The organism is Streptomyces sp. NBC_00193 (genome assembly GCF_026342735.1).
Classification (GTDB): domain Bacteria; phylum Actinomycetota; class Actinomycetes; order Streptomycetales; family Streptomycetaceae; genus Streptomyces; species Streptomyces stoeckheimensis.
In genome coordinates, this window is record NZ_JAPEMM010000001.1 from 5,819,675 (window position 1) to 5,840,892 (window position 21,218).

The window sequence follows — 21,218 nt, forward strand, 5'->3', positions numbered from 1 at the left end:
ACACGATTAGGGCACCGGCCGGTCCTCGGTCCGGAAGAGGCGGGCCACGTCGGCGCCCCGGTCCCGCAGCCAGGGGAGCTGGTCCGGGTACCCGACGCCCGGTGTGGCCTCGGACAGCCGGAGCCATCCGGCCGTGGGCCGGTAGGAGAGCAGGGTGGAGGGGTGGTGCGCCCGCAGTACGGCGGTGACGCCCTGGCGATCTTCCTGTCCCACGTACCAGGCGATCTCCGGCTGTCCCGGGCGCCGCCAGGACCCGGGCACCCGCACCGCTTCCGGAGGCGTTCCGTGGACGTGCCGAAGCGGGAACCGCTGCAGGTGCTGGGGTATCTGGGGTATCTCGACGGCCAGGATCGCCAGCCAGGTCAGCCCGAGCACGAGGGCCGGCCAGCTCGTGCCCCGCCTCCAACAGCTTCTCCTCTCCGTAGGCTTCGCGGCCACCGCCGGAGGTGTTCCTCCGCGGGTCTGCCCCCTCCCCCTTGATCCCGGCATGGTCGAACTGCTCACCCTGGCAACAGCGGTTGCCGGTGCCGTTCAGGCAACGATGCTCGTCATCCACGGCCTCCAGAACCGCAAGCCGCGCCCGCCCCGGCAGAAGCGGGTGTGGCGCCGCCGGTAGGCGGTCTACGGAGTTTCTTCCGGACCGGGTTTGAGGCGGCGCAGGGTGTAGCCCTCGTGCGTCGGGTCCAGGGCTCTGGTGGCCTGCTTGAAGAGGTGCTCGGCCCGCTCGTAGGACAGGCGGCGCCGGCCCGTGTCCGGGCACAGGTCGGCCGGGCCGGGGGTCCGGGCCGGGCCGGGACGCCGGTCGGAGAGGAACACCGGGCCACGGGTGCGGCCGGCCAGCAGGACGGGCAGGAGGCGGGCCGTCCCGGAGCGCCAGCTCACCCAGGTGCGGCCCGCGCGGGCCCGGCGGTCCTCCAGGTCCAGGTCCTCCACGTCCAGGGACAGGACGGCCTTCACCCCCGCCGCCGATTCGTGCAGGAGCAGCCACAACGTCTTTTCCCGCAACGGCACTTCGGGGTCGCTCCACAGCGCATCGAGCTGCGCGGGCCCCAGGGCGGACGCCCGGGGGCGGGTTTCGGCGCGTCGCTCCAGCCCGGCCGCGAGCCCGTCCAGGCCGGCCCAGGCACCGAAGGAGCGTACGGCCGAGCGGTGCCGGTTCCAGGTCCTGGCCGCCGCACCGCCCCAGGCGGCCGCGCACACCCGTGCCACCTCCTCGGCCGTCAGCCGGGACAGCGGCATGCCGTCGCCGAGGTCCAGGCGCAGCCGGCGCAGGGTCTGGCCGTACGAGCGGACCGTCGCGGCGTCCAGATCCGCCCGGCCCAGGAACCCCTGTGCGGCCCCGCCCAGGGTCGGGCCCGGCGCCGCCGTGGCGGGCACCTCCTGTGCGCGCCGGTGCAGGAAGGCGCGCTCGGCGGCGTTCCTGGCGAGGGCCGCCGCCCGGAGGAACTCCTGCCGCGCCTCCGGGCCGCGGCCCAGGCGCAGCAGCAGGTCTCCCCGGACGCTGGGGAGGAGGTGGTAGTCACGGAGTACGGGATCGGCGACCAGGGAGTCGACCAGGTCGAGGCCGGCCTGCGGCCCGTACGCCATCCCGAGCGCCACCGCCCGGTTGAGCCGGACCACCGCCGTCGGCCGCAGCCGGTCCAATGCTCCGTACAGGGTCGCGATCTGCGCCCAGTCGGTCTCCTCGGCGGTGCGCGCCTGCGCATGGCACACGGCGATCGCCGCTTGCAGCATGTACGGGCCCGGGGCCCCGCCGGCCTCCCGCGCGCGCAGCATCGCGGTGAAACCGCGGCGGACCAGCAGTTGGTCCCAGCGCCCCCGGTTCTGCTCGTGGAGCTGGACGGGCTCGCCCGAGGGCCCGGTGCGCGCCGCCGAACGGGAGGCCTGGATCTCCATCAGCGCGACCAGGGCGTGCACCTCGGCCTCCCGGGGGGCCAGCTCGGCCAGCAGCCGGCCCAGCCGGAGCGCTTCGAGGCAGAGTCCGGGGCGCATCAGATCGTCGCCGGAGGTGGCCGAGTAGCCCTCGTTGAAGATCAGGTAGATGACCTCCAGCACCGAGGACAGCCGCTCGGGCAGTTCCGGCCCCTCCGGCAGGTCGAAGGGCACGCGGTGCTCGGCCAGCGTGCGCTTGGCCGTGGCGATGCGCCGGGTGACGACGGCCGCCGTGACGAGGAAGGCCCGTGCGATCTCCTCGGCCGTCAGACCGCCCAGCAGCCGGAGCGTGAGCGCCGCACGGGCCTCGGTCGGCAGCACGGGGTGGCAGGAGAGGAACATCAGCCGCAGGACGTCGTCGTCGTGTTCGGGCTCCTGCCGTTCCTGCCGCCCCTGGCCTTCCTCCAGCTCGTGGGCGAGCTGTTCCTGTTTGTCCGTCAGCATCCGGGAGCGCCGGATGTGGTCGACCGCCCGCCGTTTGGCGGTGGTCGTCAGCCAGGCGCCGGGGTTGTCCGGGACCCCGGCGCCTGGCCATTGTTCGAGCGCGGCGACGAGCGCGTCCTGGGCCAGTTCCTCGGCCAGGCCGACGTCGTGCACCATGCGCGTCAGCGTGGCGATGATCTTGGCCGATTCGAGCTTCCAGACCGCGTCGATCGTCCGCGAGATGTCCGGCACGGATCAGGGGCCGAAGACCTGCTGGACCACGCTCTCGCCGTCGCCGACGATCCTGCGGAAGCGGCGGGCCAGCTCGATCGCCTCTTCCCGGGACCGGACCTCGATCAGCGCGAAACCGGCCACGGCCTCCTTGGCCTCGGCGAACGGCCCGTCCGTCACGGTGATCTCCTCACCGGCGGAGGTCACCACGATGCCGCCCGGCTCCAGTCCGCCCGTGGCCAGCAGTACGCCGGCCGCGGTCAGCTCCTCGATGAACTTGCCCATCTCGGCGTACAGCCGCTCGTCGGGGGTGGTCTCGGAAGGCTTCGTCGTCATCAGGTAGCGCATGGGGACTCCTCGTCTCGTGGTGCCGAGCTGCTGCCCGCACCCTGCCTACACGTCGAACCGCCGATGTGACAGGGAACGCGCCCATTCCCTGTCACTTTTCCGGTTCGACGTACCGGCGAGAACCAAAAGAGAACCGCGTTCGACGAACCCGAGAGGTACCCGCCATGAGCACCCAGGCCCCCACCGCCGCCCGCTCCTCCGCCGCCGCCCGCTCCTCCTCCACCACCCGCTCCCTCCTCACCTGCGCGGTCGTGGCCTCCCCGCTGTGGGCGGTCGTCTCCCTGACCCAGGCCGCGACCCGCCAGGGCTTCGACATCACCCGCCACCCGCTCAGCGCCCTGAGCAACGGCAGCCTCGGCTGGCTCCAGATCACCAACTTCCTGCTCGCCGGAACCCTCCTCGTCCTCGGGGCGAGCGGCCTGCACCGGGCCCTGCGGGGCACCCCGGGAGGCACCTGGGCCCCACGGCTGGTCCGGATCGGCGGCCTCGGCATGATCGCCGCGGGAGCCTTCGTCATGGACCCGGTCGACGGCTTCCCCGCGGGAGCCCCCTCCGCGGAGGCCGCCGCGCTCACCTGGCACAGCTACGCCCACTTCGCCGCCGGCTCGGTCACCTTCACCTCGCTGATCGCCGCCTGCTACGTCCTGGGCCGCCACTTCGGCCGCGCCGGGAACCGCCGGTACGCGCAGGCCTCCCGCGTCGCCGGTACGGCCCTCCTGATCGGCAACGGCTGGGCGATGGGCGGAGGCCGGGCAGGCACCCTGACCCTGGCCGTCGGAGCCGTCACGGCGATGCTCTGGATCTCCGTGGTCGCCCGGCGCAGCCGCCGCGGCGTCTGACCCGCCAGGACCCGTCGCCCCACGGGCGTGCGTGTGGATCACTGGATAGACTTGCCACGGGAGGCGCCTGATGGGCACGGCAGCGAACCGGGGCCTTTATACGGGCCGTGCCTCCGGCCTGATCGGGAGGCAGATCGCCGGCTACCGGATCGAGCGCATCATCGGCCGGGGCGGCATGGCCGTCGTCTACCAGGCCAAGGACCTGCGCCTGGACCGTACGGTCGCGCTCAAGCTGATCGCCCCGGAGCGCGTGCGCGACGAGGTCTTCCGGCGCCGCTTCGCCCACGAAGCCCGGGTCGCCGCCAGGATCGAGCACCCGCACATCGTGCCCGTCTTCGAAGCCGGCGAGACCGACGGGGTCCTCTACATCGCCATGCGCTACGTCGCCGGGCCGGACCTGCGGACCCTGCTGGGCCAGGAGGGCCCCCTGCCCGTCCCGACCGCGCTGCGCATCGCCGCGCAGGTGGCATCGGCGCTCGACGCGGCCCACGAGCACGATCTCGTGCACCGGGACGTCAAACCCGCCAACGTCCTGGTCGCCGAGGGCACCGACAGCGAGCACCCGGAGCACATCTACCTCACGGACTTCGGGCTGACGAAGAAATCGCTGGCGCTCACCGGATTCACCACGGCGGGCGAGTTCGTCGGCACCGTCGACTACATGGCGCCGGAGCAGATCTCCGGGCGTCCGGTCGACGGGAGGTGCGACGTCTACAGCCTCGGCTGTGTCGTCTACGAGACCCTCGCCGGCGGGCCGCCCTTCGTCCGGGACGACGCCCCCGCGCTGCTGTGGGCGCACCAGTACGACGAGCCGCCTCCCCTGGCGGAGAAGCGGCCCGACATCGCGCCGGAGGCGGGCGCCGTACTGGCCAAGGCTCTGGCGAAGGTCCCGGAGGACCGCTACGACTCCTGCCTGGAATTCGTGGCGGCGCTGCGTGCCGCCACCGCCACCGCCCCCGCACCGGCCCGGCGGGCCGTCGCTCCGCAGTCCGGGGATGCGGTGAGCGCAGTGCCGCCCAGGGAGCCCCCGGACTGGGCCCGGCCGGTGTTCACAGGCCCATGGAGATGGCCAGGCGGGTCATCTCCGCCGTGGTGTTGATGTTCAGCTTGGCCCGGATGCGGCGCAGGTAGGCGTCGACCGTGTGCTTGGAGAGTCCCATCGAGCGGGCCGTCTGCACGTAGGTGCACCCGGCGGCGATGTAGCGCAGGGCCTCCTGCTCACGCGGGGCGAGGGTGGCTGCGGTGGCTTCGGCTTCGGTGTGCGGCGCGACCAGTGTGAGGCTCATGGGACTTCCTCCGCTTCGGCTCAGTCATCACGGCTGCTCGCACCTTTGAAAGCAGAGAACATATCCACGAATGTGGGTGTATGTCCGTGTTAAAGAGACTGTCGGTCGGAGTTCATGAGCGTGTCCGTCGTCTGTCACGGGGGCGTAACAGGGCAGGGGAGAAGGTCCTCAGAAGTCGACCAGGGACTGCTCGGCCCAGATGGTCTTGCCGAAGAGGGTGTGCCGGGTGCCCCAGCGCTGGGTGAGCTGCGCGACCAGCAGCAGGCCGCGCCCGCCCTCGTCGAAGATCCGGGCCCGCCGCATGTGCGGGGCGGTCCCGCTCGAGTCCGAGACCTCGCAGATCAGCGTGGTGCCCTCGTGGATCAGCCGGAGCTGTACGGGCGGCTTGCCGTAGCGGATGGCGTTGGTGACCAGTTCGCTGACCACGAGCTCGGTGACGAAGGCGGCCTCGTCGAGCCCCCAGACCGTCAGCTGGTCGGTGGCGTCGCGGCGGGCCTGCCCGACCAGGGAGGGGTCGGACGGCAGGTCCCAGACGGCGACCTTGTCGGTGTGCAGGGCGCGGGTCCGGGCGACGAGCAGGGCCACGTCGTCATCGGGACGATGGGTCAGCAGAGCCGTCAGCACCCGGTCGCACACGGTGTCCAGGGTGGAGGAGGGCCGGACCAGGGCCGCGAGCATGCTGTCCAGGGCCTCGTCGATGTCGTGGTCGCGGGCCTGCAGGAGGCCGTCGGTGTACAGCGCGAGGAGGCTGCCCTCGGGAAGTTCGACCTCGACGGTCTCGAAGGGCAGGCCCCCCAGGCCCAGCGGCGGCCCCGCCGGGACGTCGAGCAGGTACGCGGAGCCCTCGGGGGAGACCACGGCGGGCGGGGGATGACCGGCCCGGGCGGCGGTGCACCGGCGGGTCACCGGGTCGTACACCACGTACAGGCACGTGGTGCCGATGCCCCCGGCAGCCTCCCCGCCGCCGCCCGTCTCGTCCGCCGACAGGTGGATGATCAGGTCGTCGAGGTGGGTGAGCAGCTCGTCCGGCGACAGGTCCACGTCGGCCAGGGTGCGCACGGCGGTGCGCAGCCGGCCCATGGTGGCGGAGGCGCGCATGCCGTGGCCGACGACATCGCCCACGACCAGGGCCACCCGGGCTCCGGACAGCGGGATCACGTCGAACCAGTCGCCGCCCACACCGGCCTCGCCCGCGGCCGGCAGATAGCGGGAGGCGATCTCCAGCGCCGACTGCACGGGCAGGGTGTGGGGGAGCAGGCTGCGCTGCAGCGTCATGGTGCTGGTGTGCTCCCTGGCGGTCCGGCGCGCACGGTGGATGCCGGTGGCCGCCCTGGCCGTGAGCTCCTCGGCCAGCCGCAGGTCCTCGGGGTCGAAGGGCTCGGAGTTCTGGTGACGGCTGAAGACGGCCAGGCCCAGGGTGGTGCCGCCGTCGCGCAGCGGCACCAGCATCATCGAATGGGTCCCGTACTCGCTGATCCAGCCGGCCGTGGGATCCTGCGCGACCCACCGGGAGACGGCCGGGTCGGCGGTCCCGTACACGGCGCCCCGCCCTGCGGCCAGGCACTCCGCGGGGGGCGACAGCGCCGGGTAGACGGTCGTCTCCCCGACCGCGAACCGGCTCTCCCGGCTCCCGCCGAGGACCGACCGTACGGCGCTGCGGGTCACCGTGAGGGCGCCGGTCCCGGGACTCCGGGCCGGGACCTCACCGCGGAGGGAGGGTTCCAGCAGGTCGACGATCGCCAGGTCGGCGAACCGGGGGACGGCCGCGTCGGCCAGGTCCTGCACGGTGCGGGCACTGTCCGGGGTGGTGCCGGTGCCGGTGCTACCGCTGCCGGTGCCGGGGCTGCTGCCCTGGCCGCTGCGGGCGCCGGCGAGGGTCGGCGGGAGCGCCTGCCGCGGGGCGGTGTCTCCCGCGGCCTTGTCGTGCGCGGTCAGGTACACGGCCCGCACCCGGCCGTCCGGACCCGGTACGGGGGCCAGCGAGGTCGCCCAGCCGTGCGCCGCGCCCGCGCCGGGCGGCAGCACGAAGCCCTCCACGGACTGCGGCTCGCCGGTCTCCAGGACCCGGCGCATTCCCCGCTCGGTCTCCTCGCTCACCGCGTCGGGGGCGATCTCCGACAGGCGCAGCCCGTGCATCTCGGCCTCCGTGAGGGAGAGCGCGCGGTGCATGCCCGCGTTCGCCCGCACCAGCCGCAGGTCCTCGTCGAAGACCGCCAGGACGCAGGGGGACCGGTCGAAGGCCCATTCGCCCAGGGGCCCGTCCCAGGAGGGCTCGGGCCGGCCCGTCACGGCGGACATGACGAACCACTCGGCGGTGCCGCCGGCGGCCGCCCTGCGGTGCGCGAGCAGTCCCGCGTCCAGCCGCCGGCCGTCCCGGTGGCGCAGCGGGACGGTGCCGCTCCACCGCTCCTGTCCGGGCGCGACCGGCCGCGCCGCAGTGTCCGTACCGGGCGCAGTGCCCGTACCGCCGGATCCGCCGGACCGGTCCGCGAGCAGTTCCGAGGCGGGCCGCCCCACGACCTCCGAGGGCGCGTAGCCGAGCAGCCGGCGGGCCTCCTCGCTCCACCCGGTCACGATGCCCTGTTCGCTGACGGTGGCCGTGGCCGTGTACGCCGCCCCAGGGGAGGCGTGCGTGGTCCGGGCCTGCCGCTCACCGGGAGGGGTGGGAACTTGCTCCATCGCCGCTCATCTCGCCTTCGCTGGCCAGGGGCTCCACTGACAAGCATCATCCGGCGCGGCAGCGAGCACCAACGCAGTGCGGGGGCGCGCCTGGGGCGTGGGCCGAGGCTGCCAGCGGCGTACGGTCCGCCGCGTCGAGTACGTCGAATACCGCGCCGACGTGCTGGTCCAGGAGCTCGGGGCGGGCGCGTGCGGTGTCCGCGGCGTGCTCCGGAACGCGGGCGTGCTCCAGAAACCGGGCGTGGACCGGAAACCGGTCCCGGACCGGGTCGGGGAGCTCCTCCCGGGTGCGCCGGGGAAGCGGCGGCCGAGCCCGATGGTGGCGATGTCGTTCATGGCTGCCTGCCTTCGGTCCCGGTGGCGCGTCGCTCCCGCGGTGTGCAGGACGGTCGCTTCCCACCGTGCCCGGAGGCGGCGCGAGGCCGTAGACCCGGCTTCTCGTTACTTGACAGGCGCCGCGGCCGCCTCCTGGAGGTGGGCGGCGCCGGTCTCGGCGAACACCTTGCCGGGCACCTCGCCAGGGCACCGCCGCCCGCGCCGGGTGCGGTCCGGGGGGTGCGGCGTACGTTGGGAAGGGGACCGGACGAGGCTGCTGCAGGAAGGGCCGACCCATGGCGCACACGGCTGGTGCCCACGGCACGCACAAGGTGGCACGGTTCCTGGACAGCCCGTTCGTGGGGCTGTCCCCCTGGATCGTCTTCGCCCTCGTGGTGGGGCCCGGACGCTTCGAATGGGCGGTGGGGCTGGCCCTGGCCATCTCCGTCTGCCTCGTCGTCGGCAGCCGGCTGCTGAATCCCGGCTCCTCGCTGAAGATCCTGGAACTCGCCGACGTCGTGTTCTTCGCGATCCTCACGGTCGTCGGGATCTTCGCCAGTGACGGCACACGACGCTGGCTGGAGACCTACGCGGGCGAGATCGCGAACGTCACCCTCTTCGCCGTCGCCCTCGGTTCCATCCTGGCCGGGATGCCGTTCACCCTCCAGTACGCCCGGGAGCAGGTCGACCGGAAGTTCTGGGACACGCCGGTCTTCAAGCGGACCAACTACGTGATCACCGGGGTCTGGGGACTGGCCTTCCTGATCAACGCGGCCGTGGGGGCGTACGGCGACCTCGTGCTGCGGGACCCGGAGAACGCCTGGACCGGCTGGATCATCCAGGTCCTCACCATCGTCGGGGCCCTGCGCTTCACCCGCCGGTACCCGGAGGCCGTACGGGCCCGGGCCCGCGCCGAGGGGGCGGCCCCGGCCGGTTCCTGACACCGCGCGAGGCCGGGGGCCGCCGCGGAACTCCGCGACGGCCCCCGGTGCTGCGAGGTGGTGGATCAGCCGGTGAAGCCGGCCGTGATGGAGGTGAACTGCCAGTCGCTCTGGGCGATGCCGGAGCAGGTCTCCTGCAGGCCGCCGCCGGGGCAGCCGCGGTCGCGGTTCACCGACCAGAAGGCGAGGCGCGCGATGTGGTGGGAGTTGGCCCAGTTGCGGATGTCGGTCCAGTTCTGGACGGTGGTGGTCTCCTGGGTGTCGCTGATGCCGTTCATGCCCGAGATGCCGATGTGGGAGTAGGCGGTCGCGTCGTCCCATCCGTAGGTGGACTTCAGCTTGGCCTTGAGGCCCTCGGTCGCGCTGACGGTGCTGGCGTACATGTCCGTCGAGGCGTTGCCGAAGTCGAAGGGCATGATCGTGAAGACGTCGATGCCGGCGTTCAGCGCCTTGGACTGCTCGATCAGGCGGTTGCCCCAGCTGGTCGGGCCGCTGGTGGAGGTGCCGAAGGTCAGGATGGTCTTCAGACCGGGGTTGTTCTGCTTGACGATCTTGAGGGCGCCGAGGATGCGGTCCTGGACCACGGCGTTCTCGAACTCGTCGGTGTTCTCTATGTCCACGTCGATGGCCTTGAGGCCGTACGCGTTGATGACCTGCTGGTAGGCGCCGGCCAGGGCCTCGGCGCTGGAGCAGTTGGGGCCGAGCTTGTTGCCCTGCCAGCCGCCGATGGAGGGCACGATGTCGCCGCCCGCCGCGCGGATCGAGGCGATGGTGCTCTGGTCCACGCCGCCGGTCAGCGGGCGCTGGCCGTCCCAGGACGGGTTGCAGCCGCCGGAGGAGAGGATGAACGCCATGGTGAACCACTTGGTGCCGGTCGCGTTCATCACGGTGGTCGGGCTCGGCGGGTTGCCCCAGCCGAGGTAGAGGTACGGCGCGGCCTGCTTGAAGCCGGCCGGCGGCGTGGTCCCGGTGTCGGTGGTGACGTTGACGGTGTTCGAGGCGGCCGAGGTGTTCCCCGCGGCGTCGCGGGCGCGCACGGTGAACGCGTAGGCGGTGCTGGGGGTCAGGCCGCTGACGGTCGCGCTGGTCGTCCCCGAGGTGGCGACCTTGGTCCCGCCCTGGTAGACGTCGTAGCCGTTCAAGCCGACGTTGTCGGTGGACGCGTTCCAGCTCAGGGACGCCGTGGTGGAGGTCTTGCCGGTGGCGGTGAGGCTGCCGGGCACGGTGGGCGCCTGGGTGTCGACGGTGCCGCCCGGGCCGTCCAGGGTGATGTCGTCGGCGTAGTAAGTGCCCTGTCCGTACCAGCCGTTGAGGTAGACCTCCGCGCTGGTCTGGGAGGCGCCGGTGGTGAAGGCGACGGTCAGCTTGGTGTAGGCGGACGCCGAGGGGGTCCACGTGGAGGCGCCGCCGGTGACCCCGAGGTAGACGTAGCTGCCGCGGACCCAGGCGGAGAGCGTGTAGCTGGTGTTGGGCTGTACGGCGACGGTCTGGACGCACTTGGCGTTGTCGCTCGCACTGGCCGCGCCGGCCAGGGCCTTGCTCCCGCCGTGCACGGGCGAGCCGACCACGGAGCCGAGCCCGCCGGAACAGGACCAGCCGGCCGTGGTGCCGGACTCGAAGTCGCCGTTCGAGAGGATGTTGGCGCCGAAGGCCGCACCGGGAGAGGTCAGCACCGCGGCCGCGCCGAGCAGGGTCGCGCCGAGGGCGCAGGCCAGCCGGGTTCGGGTTCGGTTGGGGGTACGCAAGGAAGTGCCTCCAGTGGGAATGGGGGGACGGCATCGAGCGCAGACGCGCAAGCGTGGGCGTCGTGCGGCCCGCCGGGGACGTGTGGGGACGGGTGGCGGGCCCGTGGGGTGGGGGCCCTGCGGCAGGGCGGGCGTGGGGAGTTGACGACGTATCCGCTTCGTGGCCGGGAACCTAATCCTCCGGAAGGACCGCCGTCAACAGGTCTGGACCAACTGATAGGTGGTTATCTCAATCGGAAGGTTTACTAACCTTGACGCTTGACAAGCTTCCCGCCCCTTCGGAAGCATGTCGCGGTGCCAGCCTCCCGCCCCCACCACGTCGCCGTCCTCGTCCTCGAGGGCGCGAAACCCCTCGACGTCGGCATCCCCGCGCAGGTGTTCACGACCCGCGCGAGCATGCCCTACGAGGTCCGGGTGTGCGGCGCCGCACCGGGACTCGTGACCGGCGGTGACGGCCTGTCGTACGCCGTCGCCCACGGCCTCGAAACCCTCGCCTGGGCCGACACCGTCTTCGTCCCCGGCTACCGGTTCCCCGACCGCGAGGACCCCCCGCAGGCCGTCGTCGACGCACTGATCGCCGCCCACGCACGGGGCGCCCGGCTCGCGGCCATCTCCACGGGAGCCTTCGCGCTCGCCGCCACGGGCCTGCTCGACGGCAAACGCGCCACCACGCACTGGCACTACGCCCGGGCGCTCGCGGCGAAGTGGCCGCTGGTACGGGTCGACGAGAACGTCCTGTTCGTCGACGAGGGCTCCGTGCTGACCTCCGCCGGAGCCGCCTCGGGCATCGACCTGTGCCTGCACGTCCTGCGCAGCGACCTCGGGGTGGCGGCGTCGAACCACACGGCCCGGCGGCTGGTCGCGGCCCCCTACCGCAGCGGCGGCCAGGCGCAGTACGTCCCGCGCAGCGTGCCCGAGCCGCTCGGGCCGCGGTTCGCCGCCACCCGCGAGTGGGCGCTGCACCGGCTCGGCGAACCCCTCACCCTGGAGGTGCTCGCCAAACACGCGGCGGTGTCCCCGCGCACGTTCTCGCGGCGGTTCGCCGAGGACACCGGGTACACGCCGATGCAGTGGGTGATGCGCGCCCGCCTCGACGTGGCCCGCGAACTGCTGGAGCTCTCGGAGCGGAGCGTGGAGCAGATCGCCGCGGACGTGGGCCTGGGCACCGGCGCGAACCTGCGGCTGCACTTCCAGCACATCCTGCGGACCTCGCCGAGCGAGTACCGGCGCACGTTCACCCGCGGCGAGTGACCGGGGCGGAGCCCCCTCGCGGCTCCCCGCCGCATGGCGCGATCCTTGCGGACCGTGGCGATCGCGCCGCTGTCGCGGGCGCTCCCGACCCGCGAACCTGGTGGGGAACCCAAGGGACAGGGAACAGGGAGACACCATGACTCGCATCGCCATCAACGGATTCGGCCGCATCGGACGCAACGTGCTGCGCGCGCTGCTGGAGCGCGACAGCAAGCTCGAGGTCGTCGCCGTCAACGACCTCACCGAGCCCGCCACCCTCGCGCGGCTGCTCGCCTACGACACCACCTCGGGCCGCCTCGGCCGCCCGGTGAGCGTGGACGGGGACGTCCTCGTGGTCGACGGCCGCCGCATCAAGGTGCTGGCCGAGCGCGAGCCGGCGCAACTGCCCTGGGCCGAGCTCGGCGTGGACATCGTGCTGGAGGCGACCGGCCGCTTCGCCACCGCCAAGGCGGCGAGCGCGCACATCGACGCCGGAGCCAAGAAGGTGCTCGTCAGCGCACCCGCGGACGGTGCCGACATCACGCTCGCCTTCGGCGTGAACAGCGACTCCTACGACCCGGCCCTGCACACGATCGTCTCCAACGCCTCCTGCACGACCAACGCGCTCGCGCCGCTGGCCGCCGTACTGGACGAACTCGCGGGCATCGAGCACGGGTTCATGACCACCGTGCACGCCTACACGCAGGAGCAGAACCTCCAGGACGGTCCGCACCGCGACCCCCGGCGCGCCCGCGCCGCCGCCGTGAACATCGTGCCGACCACGACGGGCGCCGCCAAGGCCATCGGCCTGGTCCTGCCCAACCTGGACGGCAAGCTGTCCGGCGACTCGATCCGCGTCCCCGTCCCGGTGGGCTCGATCGTCGAGCTGAACACCACCGTCGCCCGCGACGTGACCCGCGAGGAGGTCCTGGCGGCCTACCGCACCGCCGCCGAAGGCCCGCTCGCCGGCGTGCTGGAGTACTCGGAGGACGCCCTCGTGTCCTCGGACATCACCGGCAACCCCGCCTCCTCCATCTTCGACTCGGAGCTCACCCGCGTAGAGGGCCGCCACATCAAGGTGGTCGCCTGGTACGACAACGAGTGGGGCTTCTCGAACCGCGTCATCGACACGCTCGAACTCCTCGCGAGTCGCTGAGGCCCGCCGCGCACCTTCGGCCGCGCCGTGGACCGTGTTTCCGGTCCGCGGCGCGCCGCCTTTTACCGTCCCTTCCCGGCCAAGCGCAAGGCTTGAACCAGAAAATCCTCGATGTCGCACTAGACTGGCGGGTTGTTTGGCGCTGGACCGGAACAACCTGGGCAGACCCGGGCTCCGCCCGGCGACCCGGAGGCTTCCGGGAACACGACGCGAGGGCCGATGGCAGCCACACCAGAGCACGGTGAAGTCACTCTGCTCGACGACGGGACCGGGCTCGGCGAAGGGCCCGGGGCCGACGCCGGGTACGCCGGGGAGCGGCCCGAGGAGTCCGGCAAATCGGCCCGGTTCTCCGCCGGACCCGCCGCCCCGACGCGCACCCTGGTCGACATCTTCGAAGCCTCCGTACGGGCCCACCCCGACGAGCTCGCCCTGGACGACGGAACCACCCGCCTGACCTACCGGGCCCTCGCCGTCGAGGTGGAGCGCCGGCGCCGGGCCCTCGCGGCCGCCGGAGTGGGGCTCGGCGACCGGGTCGGCGTACGCGTGCCGTCCGGGACCAACGAGCTGTACGCGGGCATCCTGGCCGTCCTCGCGGCCGGCGCCGCCTACGTGCCCGTGGACGCCGAGGACCCGGACGAGCGGGCCGACCTGGTCTTCGGCGAGGCCGGAGTACGGGCCGTGCTGGGCGCCGACCAGCGCATCGAGGTCGCCGCGCCGGGCAAGGGCGCCGGACCCGCCCCGGAGCATGCGGCCCCCGCCGCCCGCCCCGGACCCGAACACGACGCGTGGATCATCTTCACCTCCGGCTCCACCGGCAAGCCCAAGGGCGTGGCCGTCAGCCACCGCAGCGCCGCCGCCTTCGTGGACGCCGAGGCCGCCCTCTTCCTCTCCGAGGAGCCGATCGGCCCCGGCGACCGGGTCATGGCCGGACTGTCCGTGGCCTTCGACGCCTCCTGCGAGGAGATGTGGCTGGCCTGGCGCTACGGCGCCTGCCTCGTGCCCGTCCCCCGCTCCCAGGTCCGCAGCGGCGCCGACCTCGGCCCCTGGCTGGCCGAGCAGGAGATCACCGTGGTCTCCACGGTGCCGACCCTGGCCGCACTGTGGGAGCCCGAGACCCTCAACGAGGTCCGGCTGCTGATCTTCGGCGGCGAGGCCTGCCCGCCCGAACTCACCCAGCGCCTGGTCACCGAGGGCCGCGAGGTCTGGAACACCTACGGCCCCACCGAGGCCACCGTCGTCGCCTGCGCCTCCCTGCTGACCGGTGAGGAACCGATCCGGATCGGCCTCCCGCTCAACGGCTGGGAACTGGCCGTCGTCGACGAATCCGGCGAACCGGTGCCCATGGGCGGCAGCGGCCAGCTCGTCATCGGCGGCGTCGGCCTGGCCCGCTACCTCGACCCCGAGAAGGACGCCGAGAAGTACGCCCCGCTGGAATCGCTCGGCTGGGAGCGCGCCTACCGCAGCGGCGACCTCGTCCGCGCGGAACCCGAAGGGCTGGTCTTCCTGGGCCGCGGAGACGAGCAGATCAAGCTCGGCGGCCGCCGGATCGAGCTCGGCGAGGTGGACGCCGCCCTCCAGGCCCTGCCCGGCGTCGCCGGCGCGGCCGCAGCCGTCCGCACCGCGCGCAGCGGCAACCAGCTCCTCGTCGGCTACCTGGTCACCCAGGACGGCTGGGACCACGCGGCGGCCGTGACCCGGCTGCGCGCCGAGCTGCCCGCAGCCCTCGTACCGCTGCTCGCACCGGTGGAGGAGCTGCCCACGCGCACCTCCGGCAAGGTGGACCGCAACGCACTGCCCTGGCCGCTCCCGGAACTGGAGACCAGCGGCCCCACCGAACAGCTCTACGGGACCGAGGCCTGGCTCGCCGAGCAGTGGAGCGAGACCCTGGGCGTGGCCGTCACCGGCGCCGCCGACGACTTCTTCGCGATCGGCGGCAACAGCCTCGCCGCCGCCCAGCTCACCACCCGGCTGCGCACCCGCTACCCGAGCGCGGCCGTCCTCGACATCTACCAGCAGCCGACCCTGCGCAAGCTGGCCCGGCACCTGGAGAAGTCCGCCCAGGACGACGGCTCGGTCCGGACCATCGCGCCCGTGCCGCTGCGGACCAAGGTCATCCAGTCCCTGCTGCTGCTCCCGCTGTTCACCCTGACCGGCCTGCGCTGGACGGTGGCGCTGCTCGCCCTGGGCAACGTACTGCACTGGTTCGGTGCCTATCCGTGGGCGCCGGCCGCCTCCTGGTGGCTCGTCGCCGCCGGCGCCGCCCTGCTCTTCAGCCCGCCCGGCCGCCTCGCGATCGCGGCCGGCGGCGCCCGGCTGCTGCTGCGCGGGGTCAAGGCGGGGCGCCACCCGCGCGGCGGAAACGTTCACCTGCGGCTGTGGACGGCCGAGCGGCTCGCCGAGTACTCCGGCGCGACCTCGCTCACCGGCTCCTGGCTGGAGCGCTACGCTCGGGCCCTGGGCGCCAAGATCGGCCCCGAGGTGGACCTGCACTCGCTGCCGCCCGTCACGGGCATGCTCAAGCTCGGCCGTGGCTGCGCCGTGGAATCCGAGGTGGACCTCTCCGGCCACTGGCTGGACGGGGACCGGCTGGAGATCGGCGCCGTCAAGATCGGCGCGGGCGCCGTCGTCGGCACCCGCAGCATCCTCTTCCCCGGCGCCCGCGTCGGGAAGCGCGCCGAGGTGGCCCCCGGCTCCGCCGTCGTCGGCCAGATCCCGACCGGCCAGCGCTGGGCCGGAGCCCCGGCGGGCAAGCTCGGCAAGGCCAAGCGGAACTGGCCCAAGGAGCGCCCGCCGCGCGGTCTGTTCTGGCGCGCCGCCTACGGGACGGCCGGCTTCTGCCTCACCTCCCTGCCCGTGCTCGCCGCCCTGCCCGCCCTCCTCGTGGCCGGCCGGTTCGTGCCCGCCGACGCGGGACTCGGCCGGGCCCTGGCCGGAGCGCTGCTCGCCGTGGTGCCGGGGGCGCTCGCCTTCGGATTCGCGTACGCGGCCCTGCTCCTGGTCTCCGTACGCCTCCTCAGCCTCGGGCTGCGCACGGGAACCCATCCCACGCACAGCAGGATCGGCTGGCAGGCCTGGACCGTCACCCAGCTGATGGACCTCTCCCGGGAAACTCTCTTCCCCCTCTACGCCGGGCTGATCACACCGGTGTGGCTGCGGCTCCTCGGCATGAAGATCGGCCGGGGCGCCGAGGTGTCCACGGTGCTCGCCCTGCCGAGCCTCACCACCGTCGGCGAGGGCGCGTTCCTCGCCGACGACACCCTGACCGCCCCCTACGAGCTGGGCGGCGGCTGGCTGCGGATCGGCCACTCCGAGATCGGCCGCCGGGCCTTCCTCGGCAACTCCGGAATGACCGCGCCGGGCCGCTCCGTGCCGGACGACGGGCTGGTCGGCGTCCTGTCCGCCACCCCGAAGAAGGCCAAGAAGGGCAGCTCCTACCTCGGCCTGCCGCCGGTGCGGCTGCCGCGCTCCGCCGCCGACGCCGACCAGAGCCGGACGTACGATCCGCCCGCCCGGCTGCTGTGGGCGCGCGGGCTGGTCGAGCTGTGCCGGCTCGTCCCGGTGTTCTCCTCGGCCGCGCTCGGCGTCCTGACCGTGGCGGCGCTCTGCGCGCTGGCCGGGACGGACGGACCCGGCCCGTGGGGGACCGCGCTGCTGTCCGGGGCGGTCCTGCTCACCGCCGGAGTGGCCGCCTGCGTGGTCGCGGCGGCCGCGAAGTGGCTGCTGGTCGGCCGCCACCGGGTGGGGGAGCACCCCCTGTGGAGCGGCTTCGTGTGGCGCAACGAACTGGCCGACACCTTCGTCGAGGTCCTGGCCGTGCCGTGGCTGGTCGGCTCGGTGCCCGGCACGCCGGTGCTGTCCCTGTGGCTGCGCGGACTCGGTGCCCGGATCGGCCGCGGCGTGTGGTGCGAGAGCTACTGGCTGCCCGAGACCGACCTGGTCGTCCTGGGTGACGCGGTCAGCGTGAACCGTGGCTGCGTGTTGCAGACGCACCTCTTCCACGACCGGATCTTGAGGACGGATACTGTGGTCCTGCGTGAGGGCGCCACCCTGGGCCCGGGTGGAATCGTCCTGCCCGGGAGCACGGTCGGGGCCCGCAGCACACTGGGTCCCGCCTCCCTCGTGATGGCCGGGGAATCCGTTCCCGCCGACACCCGCTGGCTGGGCAACCCGATCGAGGCGTGGCGGTCCTGACGGGCGGGTCCGACAGGACGGGCCCGGCACCACCAGCACGTCGTACGAGCACAACGCAGGGAGCGGAAGCGGCAGTGAACGGCCAGAAGACAGCGGCATCGGACCCGTACTTTCCGGCCAACGGCGACCCCCGTTACCGCGTGCACCGGTACGAACTCGCTCTGGAGTACCGTCCCGGCCCCAACCGGCTCGCCGGGACGGCCCGGCTCAGCGCGATCGCCGGGCGGGCGCCGCTCACCGAGTTCCACCTCAACCTGGCCGATTTCAAAATAGGCCGGGTCCTGGTGAACGGCCGGGCGCCGCACTACAGCCACCGCGGCGGCAAACTCCGCGTCCGGCCGCCCAAGCCGCTGCCCGCCGGCGCCGCCTTCACCGTGGAGGTGCACTGGGCGGGCAACCCCACCCCGGTGCGCAGCCCCTGGGGCGGGCTCGGCTGGGAGGAACTGACCGACGGCGCGCTGGTGGCCAGCCAGCCGGTCGGCGCCCCGTCCTGGTACCCCTGCAACGACCGGCCCGCGGACAAGGCCTCGTACCAGATCTCGGTCAACACGCCCTCCGCCTACACCGTCGTCGCCGGCGGCCGGCTGCTCACGCGGACGACCCGCGCCTCCACGACCACCTGGGTGTACGAGCAGCCGGCGCCGACCTCCACGTACCTGGTCGGCCTGTCCATCGGCATGTACCAGACGGTGCTGCTCGGCGACCCCGGGCTCGGCGGCGTCCCGCAGAGCGCCCACGTACCGGCGCACCTGCTGCCCCGGTTCTCCCGCGACTTCGCGCGGCAGCCCGCCATGATGCAGCTGTTCGAGGAGCTGTTCGGCCCCTATCCCTTCGGCGAGTACGCCGTGGTCGTCGCCGACGAGGAGCTGGACGTGCCGGTGGAGGCGCAGGGGCTCTCCCTGTTCGGCGCCAACCACGTGGACGGCGTACGGGGCTCCGAGCGGCTCATCGCCCACGAGCTCGCGCACCAGTGGTTCGGCAACAGCGTGACCATCGCCGACTGGCGGCACATCTGGCTCAACGAGGGCTTCGCGAAGTACGCGGAATGGCTCTGGTCGGAGCGCTCCGGCGGCCGCACCGCGCACGAACTGGCGGCCGCCGCACACCGCTTGCTGTCCGGACAGCCGCAGGACCTCCTGCTGGCCGACCCGGGACGCAAGCTGATGTTCGACGACCGCCTCTACCGGCGCGGCGGGCTGGCCGTGCACGCGATCCGCTGCGCGCTGGGCGACGGACCGTTCTTCCGCATGCTGCGGGAATGGGCCACCGTCAACCGCCACGGCGTGGTCACCACGGCCGGGTTCACCGCGCACGCGGCGCGTTTCGCGACCGGACCGCTGGAGGAGCTGTTCGCGGCCTGGCTCTCGCAGCAGGCCCTCCCGCCGCTGCCCGCGCCCGCCGGGGCTGTCTAGGGCTTCCTAGAGCCACCCCTTCTTCTTGACGAGGACGAAGGTGCCCAGGGACGCGGCGAGGACGGTGCCGACGAGGACCGGCAGGGCGAAGAAGTTGTCGAAGCCGTACTCGTTGAGGTGCTCGAAGTTGGCGCCCGGGATCGCGGCGAAGGTGGACGGAATGACGAACATGAGCGTCAGCGCCGTCAGCTTGCGGTTCTCGACGGTGGACTTGACCTGATCCTCGGTCAGGGAGTTCAGGCGGTCCATGTCCTTGTTGAAATCGCGGAGTTCGTCGCGGATCTCGTGCAGGACGGCCAGGGTCTGCGCCTGCTCTTCGGTGGTCGCGGTGGTCGTGGCGGTGGTGAGGGCGGTGTTGATGGTCATGACAGTGCTTCCTTCTGGACGGGGGTACGCGGACATGGCTGTCTGTGGACAGAACCGTGCGCGGACAGGGCAGAGCGGCCGTGGGGCGCCCTGGAAAAGGGTGGGTGGAGGAGGGGCCCGGAGCATGGCGGACGAGCCCGCCGCAAGGGCTGGGCGCGGGTCGCCGGAACGGGCCCGAGAAGGGTGCGACGGTTGGGCGGAGAAGGCCGAGGGGCCGTCGGGGGGTGGAGAGAGAGCTCTGGCTACGCGGAGGTGCGGCTCAGAGCGCGGCGGAGGACGAGGCGACGCGGTGCGGCTGGTTCAGTGGACTCGGACTGTGATCCATGGGGCGATCGCCTCCTCTCGGCAGGGCGTAGTACCTACGCGGTCGCGGCCATCGGCCATCGGATGGGCGAGCGCAGTGCACTCACGGGCGGCGACACCTGAACGCTAACAGCAGCTCACGGGCACAATCCGGGCCCTTGGTCCCGCGGGGCGGGCCGAAGGTCCCTTCCGGCGGGAACGCGAAACGCCCGGCCCGCCGCTCCCGGAGCTGGTGTCCGGGGTGGCGGGGGCCGGGTGGGGCGCGGTGGCGGACTCAGTACCGCAGCGCGGTGCCGAGGGCGGCGCGCACCTCGCCCGAGAGCTCGTGGGTGCTGCGCGCCGTCGCGTCCTCGGACTGCCCGGCGGGCACGTCGGACACCGTGACGACCACCGTGTCCAGCGGATTGCCGGAGGCGTCCTTGTAGTCGACCTGGACGGCGAAGGACTTCGTCGAGCCGTCGGTGTTGTGGGCCGTGACCGTCACGGCCGACAGCCCGTCGCCGTCGGTGCTGACGCCGCCCGGCGTCACCGCGTCCTTGGCGTCGACACCGTCCTTGACCTCGTCCAGCTTCTTCTTCGCGGCCGCGGTGGCCGAGTCGACCGCGTCGGCGGCCTGCGACCGGACCGAGGCGGCGGCCGAGGCCGCCTTCGACACCCCGGCCGAGGCGTCCCCGTCGGAGTCGGAACAGCCGGCCGTCGTGGCGAGTACGGCCGCTGCGAGCAGGGCGCCGCAGGCGCCGCGGATCCTCGTGGGGGTCAGGGGCACGTGACACCGGCCGAGGCCGCGACGAGGGTCTCGTCGAACTTCTGGATCTGGGGCTTCATCTGGGTCAGTGCCTGGGATCCGGTGGTGTCGCCCGGCAGGTTCCCGAAACCGGACTTGAGATCGCCGACGGCGGATCCCACCGCCGACCGCTTCGCGGAATCCAGGTCCTTCAGGGAGGAGGAGATCTTGTCCCAGTCCGCCTGGACGGCGTCGACGGCGTCCTTGATCTGGTCCTTCGTCGCGGAAGCCGGGTCCAGCGCCGCCAGCTTGGCCTGATCGCCCTTCAGGGTGGAGAGACCGGTGCAGAGCTCCGAGGCGGCCTGGGTCGCCTGCTCCTTGGGGCTCGGGTCGTCCGAGGAGCACGAGGTGAGGAACAGGACCGCGGTGGCGCCCAGGGCCGCGGTGATCGGGAGACGCTTCATGGAAATCCTTCCCAGTTCTGAACACCCGGGACCGGGGGAGGAGTCCACCGGTCCCGGGCCGCAGAGTCGACTCGGGTCCGTAGGTGCTCAGGCCGCGAAGACCTCGCGGAGCTGCTGCTCCTGCGCACCGGAGAGGTTGGAGCGGACCAGCTGCGCCTGGCCGCCCGGGAAGGCGCTGCGCACCCGCTCGACCACGGCGTCGGAGGAGAGCAGGAACAGCGCGGAAGTCCCGGGCTTCACCTCGGACTTCACCTCGTCGATGAACTGGTCGTCGATGCCGACGTCGGACAGCGATCCGCCGATGGCCCCGGCCGCCGCACCCACGGCGGCGCCGAGCAGCGGCACGAAGAACAGGAGTCCGAAGAGCATCCCCCAGAAGGTGCCGGAGAGCGCTCCGGCTCCCGTGAGGCTGTTCAGCTGCTGGGTCTTCGGCTTCTTGGCATCTTCGCGCCAGGTGACGACCGCGGCGTCGTGCACCTGTATCAGCTGTTCCTTCTGCAGGGCGAGCAGGGCGGACTCCGCCTGCTGGGCCCCCTCGGGTGTGGGAAACTTCCAGACGGTGAGAGTGGTGGATGCCACGTAACGCTCCAGTTCATGGATGGTGTTGCTTGGCGTCCAGTACAACCCACATTC

Annotated in this window: 17 protein-coding genes; 7 read left to right on the forward strand and 10 right to left on the reverse strand. The window is 72.7% G+C overall.

The genetic code is table 11. From position 1 onward, the window contains the following. Nucleotides 1–6: 6 nt before the first annotated feature. The 3 genes from OG898_RS26080 to OG898_RS26090 form a co-directional block, all read right to left on the reverse strand. Nucleotides 7–375 (reverse strand): hypothetical protein, encoded by a 369-nt coding sequence (locus OG898_RS26080; RefSeq protein ID WP_266959531.1) that lies wholly within the window; start codon nucleotides 373–375, stop codon nucleotides 7–9. A gap of 246 nt (nucleotides 376–621) precedes the next feature. Beyond that, complete coding sequence (locus OG898_RS26085) at nucleotides 622–2,607, reverse strand: sigma-70 family RNA polymerase sigma factor (RefSeq protein ID WP_266959533.1); 1,986 nt, start codon at nucleotides 2,605–2,607, stop codon at nucleotides 622–624. 3 nt (nucleotides 2,608–2,610) lie between these two features. Continuing rightward, on the reverse strand, nucleotides 2,611–2,934 hold the full coding sequence (locus tag OG898_RS26090) for a YciI family protein (protein WP_266959534.1): 324 nt from the start codon (nucleotides 2,932–2,934) through the stop codon (nucleotides 2,611–2,613). A gap of 164 nt (nucleotides 2,935–3,098) precedes the next feature. Between OG898_RS26090 and OG898_RS26095 the strand changes: the two genes are divergently transcribed. Next, the gene (locus OG898_RS26095) at nucleotides 3,099–3,773 is read left to right on the forward strand and encodes a DUF998 domain-containing protein (protein WP_266959536.1); all 675 of its coding nucleotides are present in this window, start codon (nucleotides 3,099–3,101) and stop codon (nucleotides 3,771–3,773) included. Between the two features lie 70 nt (nucleotides 3,774–3,843). Next, nucleotides 3,844–4,872: a serine/threonine-protein kinase gene (locus tag OG898_RS26100; protein ID WP_250740127.1), complete on the forward strand. Its 1,029-nt coding sequence runs from the start codon at nucleotides 3,844–3,846 to the stop codon at nucleotides 4,870–4,872. Here OG898_RS26100 and OG898_RS26105 read toward each other — a convergent pair. Together OG898_RS26105 and OG898_RS26110 are read right to left on the reverse strand one after the other, a co-directional pair. After that, nucleotides 4,823–5,059 (reverse strand): response regulator transcription factor, encoded by a 237-nt coding sequence (locus tag OG898_RS26105; protein ID WP_250740126.1) that lies wholly within the window; start codon nucleotides 5,057–5,059, stop codon nucleotides 4,823–4,825. The two genes, OG898_RS26100 and OG898_RS26105, sit on opposite strands and share 50 nt — an antisense overlap. Before the next feature lie 168 nt (nucleotides 5,060–5,227). Next, on the reverse strand, nucleotides 5,228–7,738 hold the full coding sequence (locus OG898_RS26110) for a SpoIIE family protein phosphatase (RefSeq protein ID WP_266959539.1): 2,511 nt from the start codon (nucleotides 7,736–7,738) through the stop codon (nucleotides 5,228–5,230). A gap of 611 nt (nucleotides 7,739–8,349) precedes the next feature. Between OG898_RS26110 and OG898_RS26115 the strand changes: the two genes are divergently transcribed. Next, entirely contained in the window at nucleotides 8,350–8,994 is a 645-nt protein-coding gene (locus OG898_RS26115; protein WP_250740124.1) for a hypothetical protein, read from the forward strand. Nucleotides 8,995–9,059: 65 nt separating this feature from the next. Here OG898_RS26115 and OG898_RS26120 read toward each other — a convergent pair whose 3' ends face one another. Next, on the reverse strand, nucleotides 9,060–10,709 hold the full coding sequence (locus OG898_RS26120; RefSeq protein WP_266960457.1) for a carbohydrate binding domain-containing protein: 1,650 nt from the start codon (nucleotides 10,707–10,709) through the stop codon (nucleotides 9,060–9,062). Between the two features lie 324 nt (nucleotides 10,710–11,033). Between OG898_RS26120 and OG898_RS26125 the strand changes: the two genes are divergently transcribed. The 4 genes from OG898_RS26125 (at nucleotide 11,034) to OG898_RS26140 (ending at nucleotide 18,728) form a co-directional block, all read left to right on the forward strand. Beyond that, a complete protein-coding gene (locus OG898_RS26125) occupies nucleotides 11,034–11,990 on the forward strand; it encodes a GlxA family transcriptional regulator (RefSeq protein ID WP_266959542.1) in 957 nt (318 codons plus the stop codon). Between the two features lie 136 nt (nucleotides 11,991–12,126). After that, on the forward strand, nucleotides 12,127–13,125 hold the full coding sequence (gap, locus tag OG898_RS26130; protein WP_250740122.1) for a type I glyceraldehyde-3-phosphate dehydrogenase: 999 nt from the start codon (nucleotides 12,127–12,129) through the stop codon (nucleotides 13,123–13,125). Nucleotides 13,126–13,344: 219 nt separating this feature from the next. Continuing rightward, nucleotides 13,345–17,316, forward strand: a complete 3,972-nt coding sequence (locus OG898_RS26135; RefSeq protein WP_266959544.1) for a Pls/PosA family non-ribosomal peptide synthetase — start codon at nucleotides 13,345–13,347, stop codon at nucleotides 17,314–17,316. Nucleotides 17,317–17,390: 74 nt separating this feature from the next. Next, nucleotides 17,391–18,728, forward strand: coding sequence for a M1 family metallopeptidase (locus tag OG898_RS26140; protein ID WP_266959546.1), 1,338 nt, complete (start codon nucleotides 17,391–17,393; stop codon nucleotides 18,726–18,728). A gap of 6 nt (nucleotides 18,729–18,734) precedes the next feature. Here OG898_RS26140 and OG898_RS26145 read toward each other — a convergent pair whose 3' ends face one another. From OG898_RS26145 to OG898_RS26160, 4 genes are all read right to left on the reverse strand, one after another. Continuing rightward, nucleotides 18,735–19,094, reverse strand: coding sequence for a hypothetical protein (locus OG898_RS26145; protein ID WP_250740119.1), 360 nt, complete (start codon nucleotides 19,092–19,094; stop codon nucleotides 18,735–18,737). A 577-nt stretch (nucleotides 19,095–19,671) separates the two neighbouring features. Then, nucleotides 19,672–20,163, reverse strand: coding sequence for a hypothetical protein (locus OG898_RS26150; protein ID WP_250740118.1), 492 nt, complete (start codon nucleotides 20,161–20,163; stop codon nucleotides 19,672–19,674). Then, nucleotides 20,154–20,585 carry a hypothetical protein gene (locus tag OG898_RS26155; RefSeq protein ID WP_250740117.1) on the reverse strand — a complete coding sequence of 144 codons (432 nt, stop codon included), beginning with the start codon at nucleotides 20,583–20,585 and terminating at the stop codon, nucleotides 20,154–20,156. The genes OG898_RS26150 and OG898_RS26155 overlap by 10 nt, the downstream gene beginning before the upstream one ends. Nucleotides 20,586–20,672: 87 nt before the next feature. Continuing rightward, entirely contained in the window at nucleotides 20,673–21,164 is a 492-nt protein-coding gene (locus tag OG898_RS26160) for a DUF1269 domain-containing protein (RefSeq protein ID WP_250740116.1), read from the reverse strand. Nucleotides 21,165–21,218: the final 54 nt, after the last annotated feature.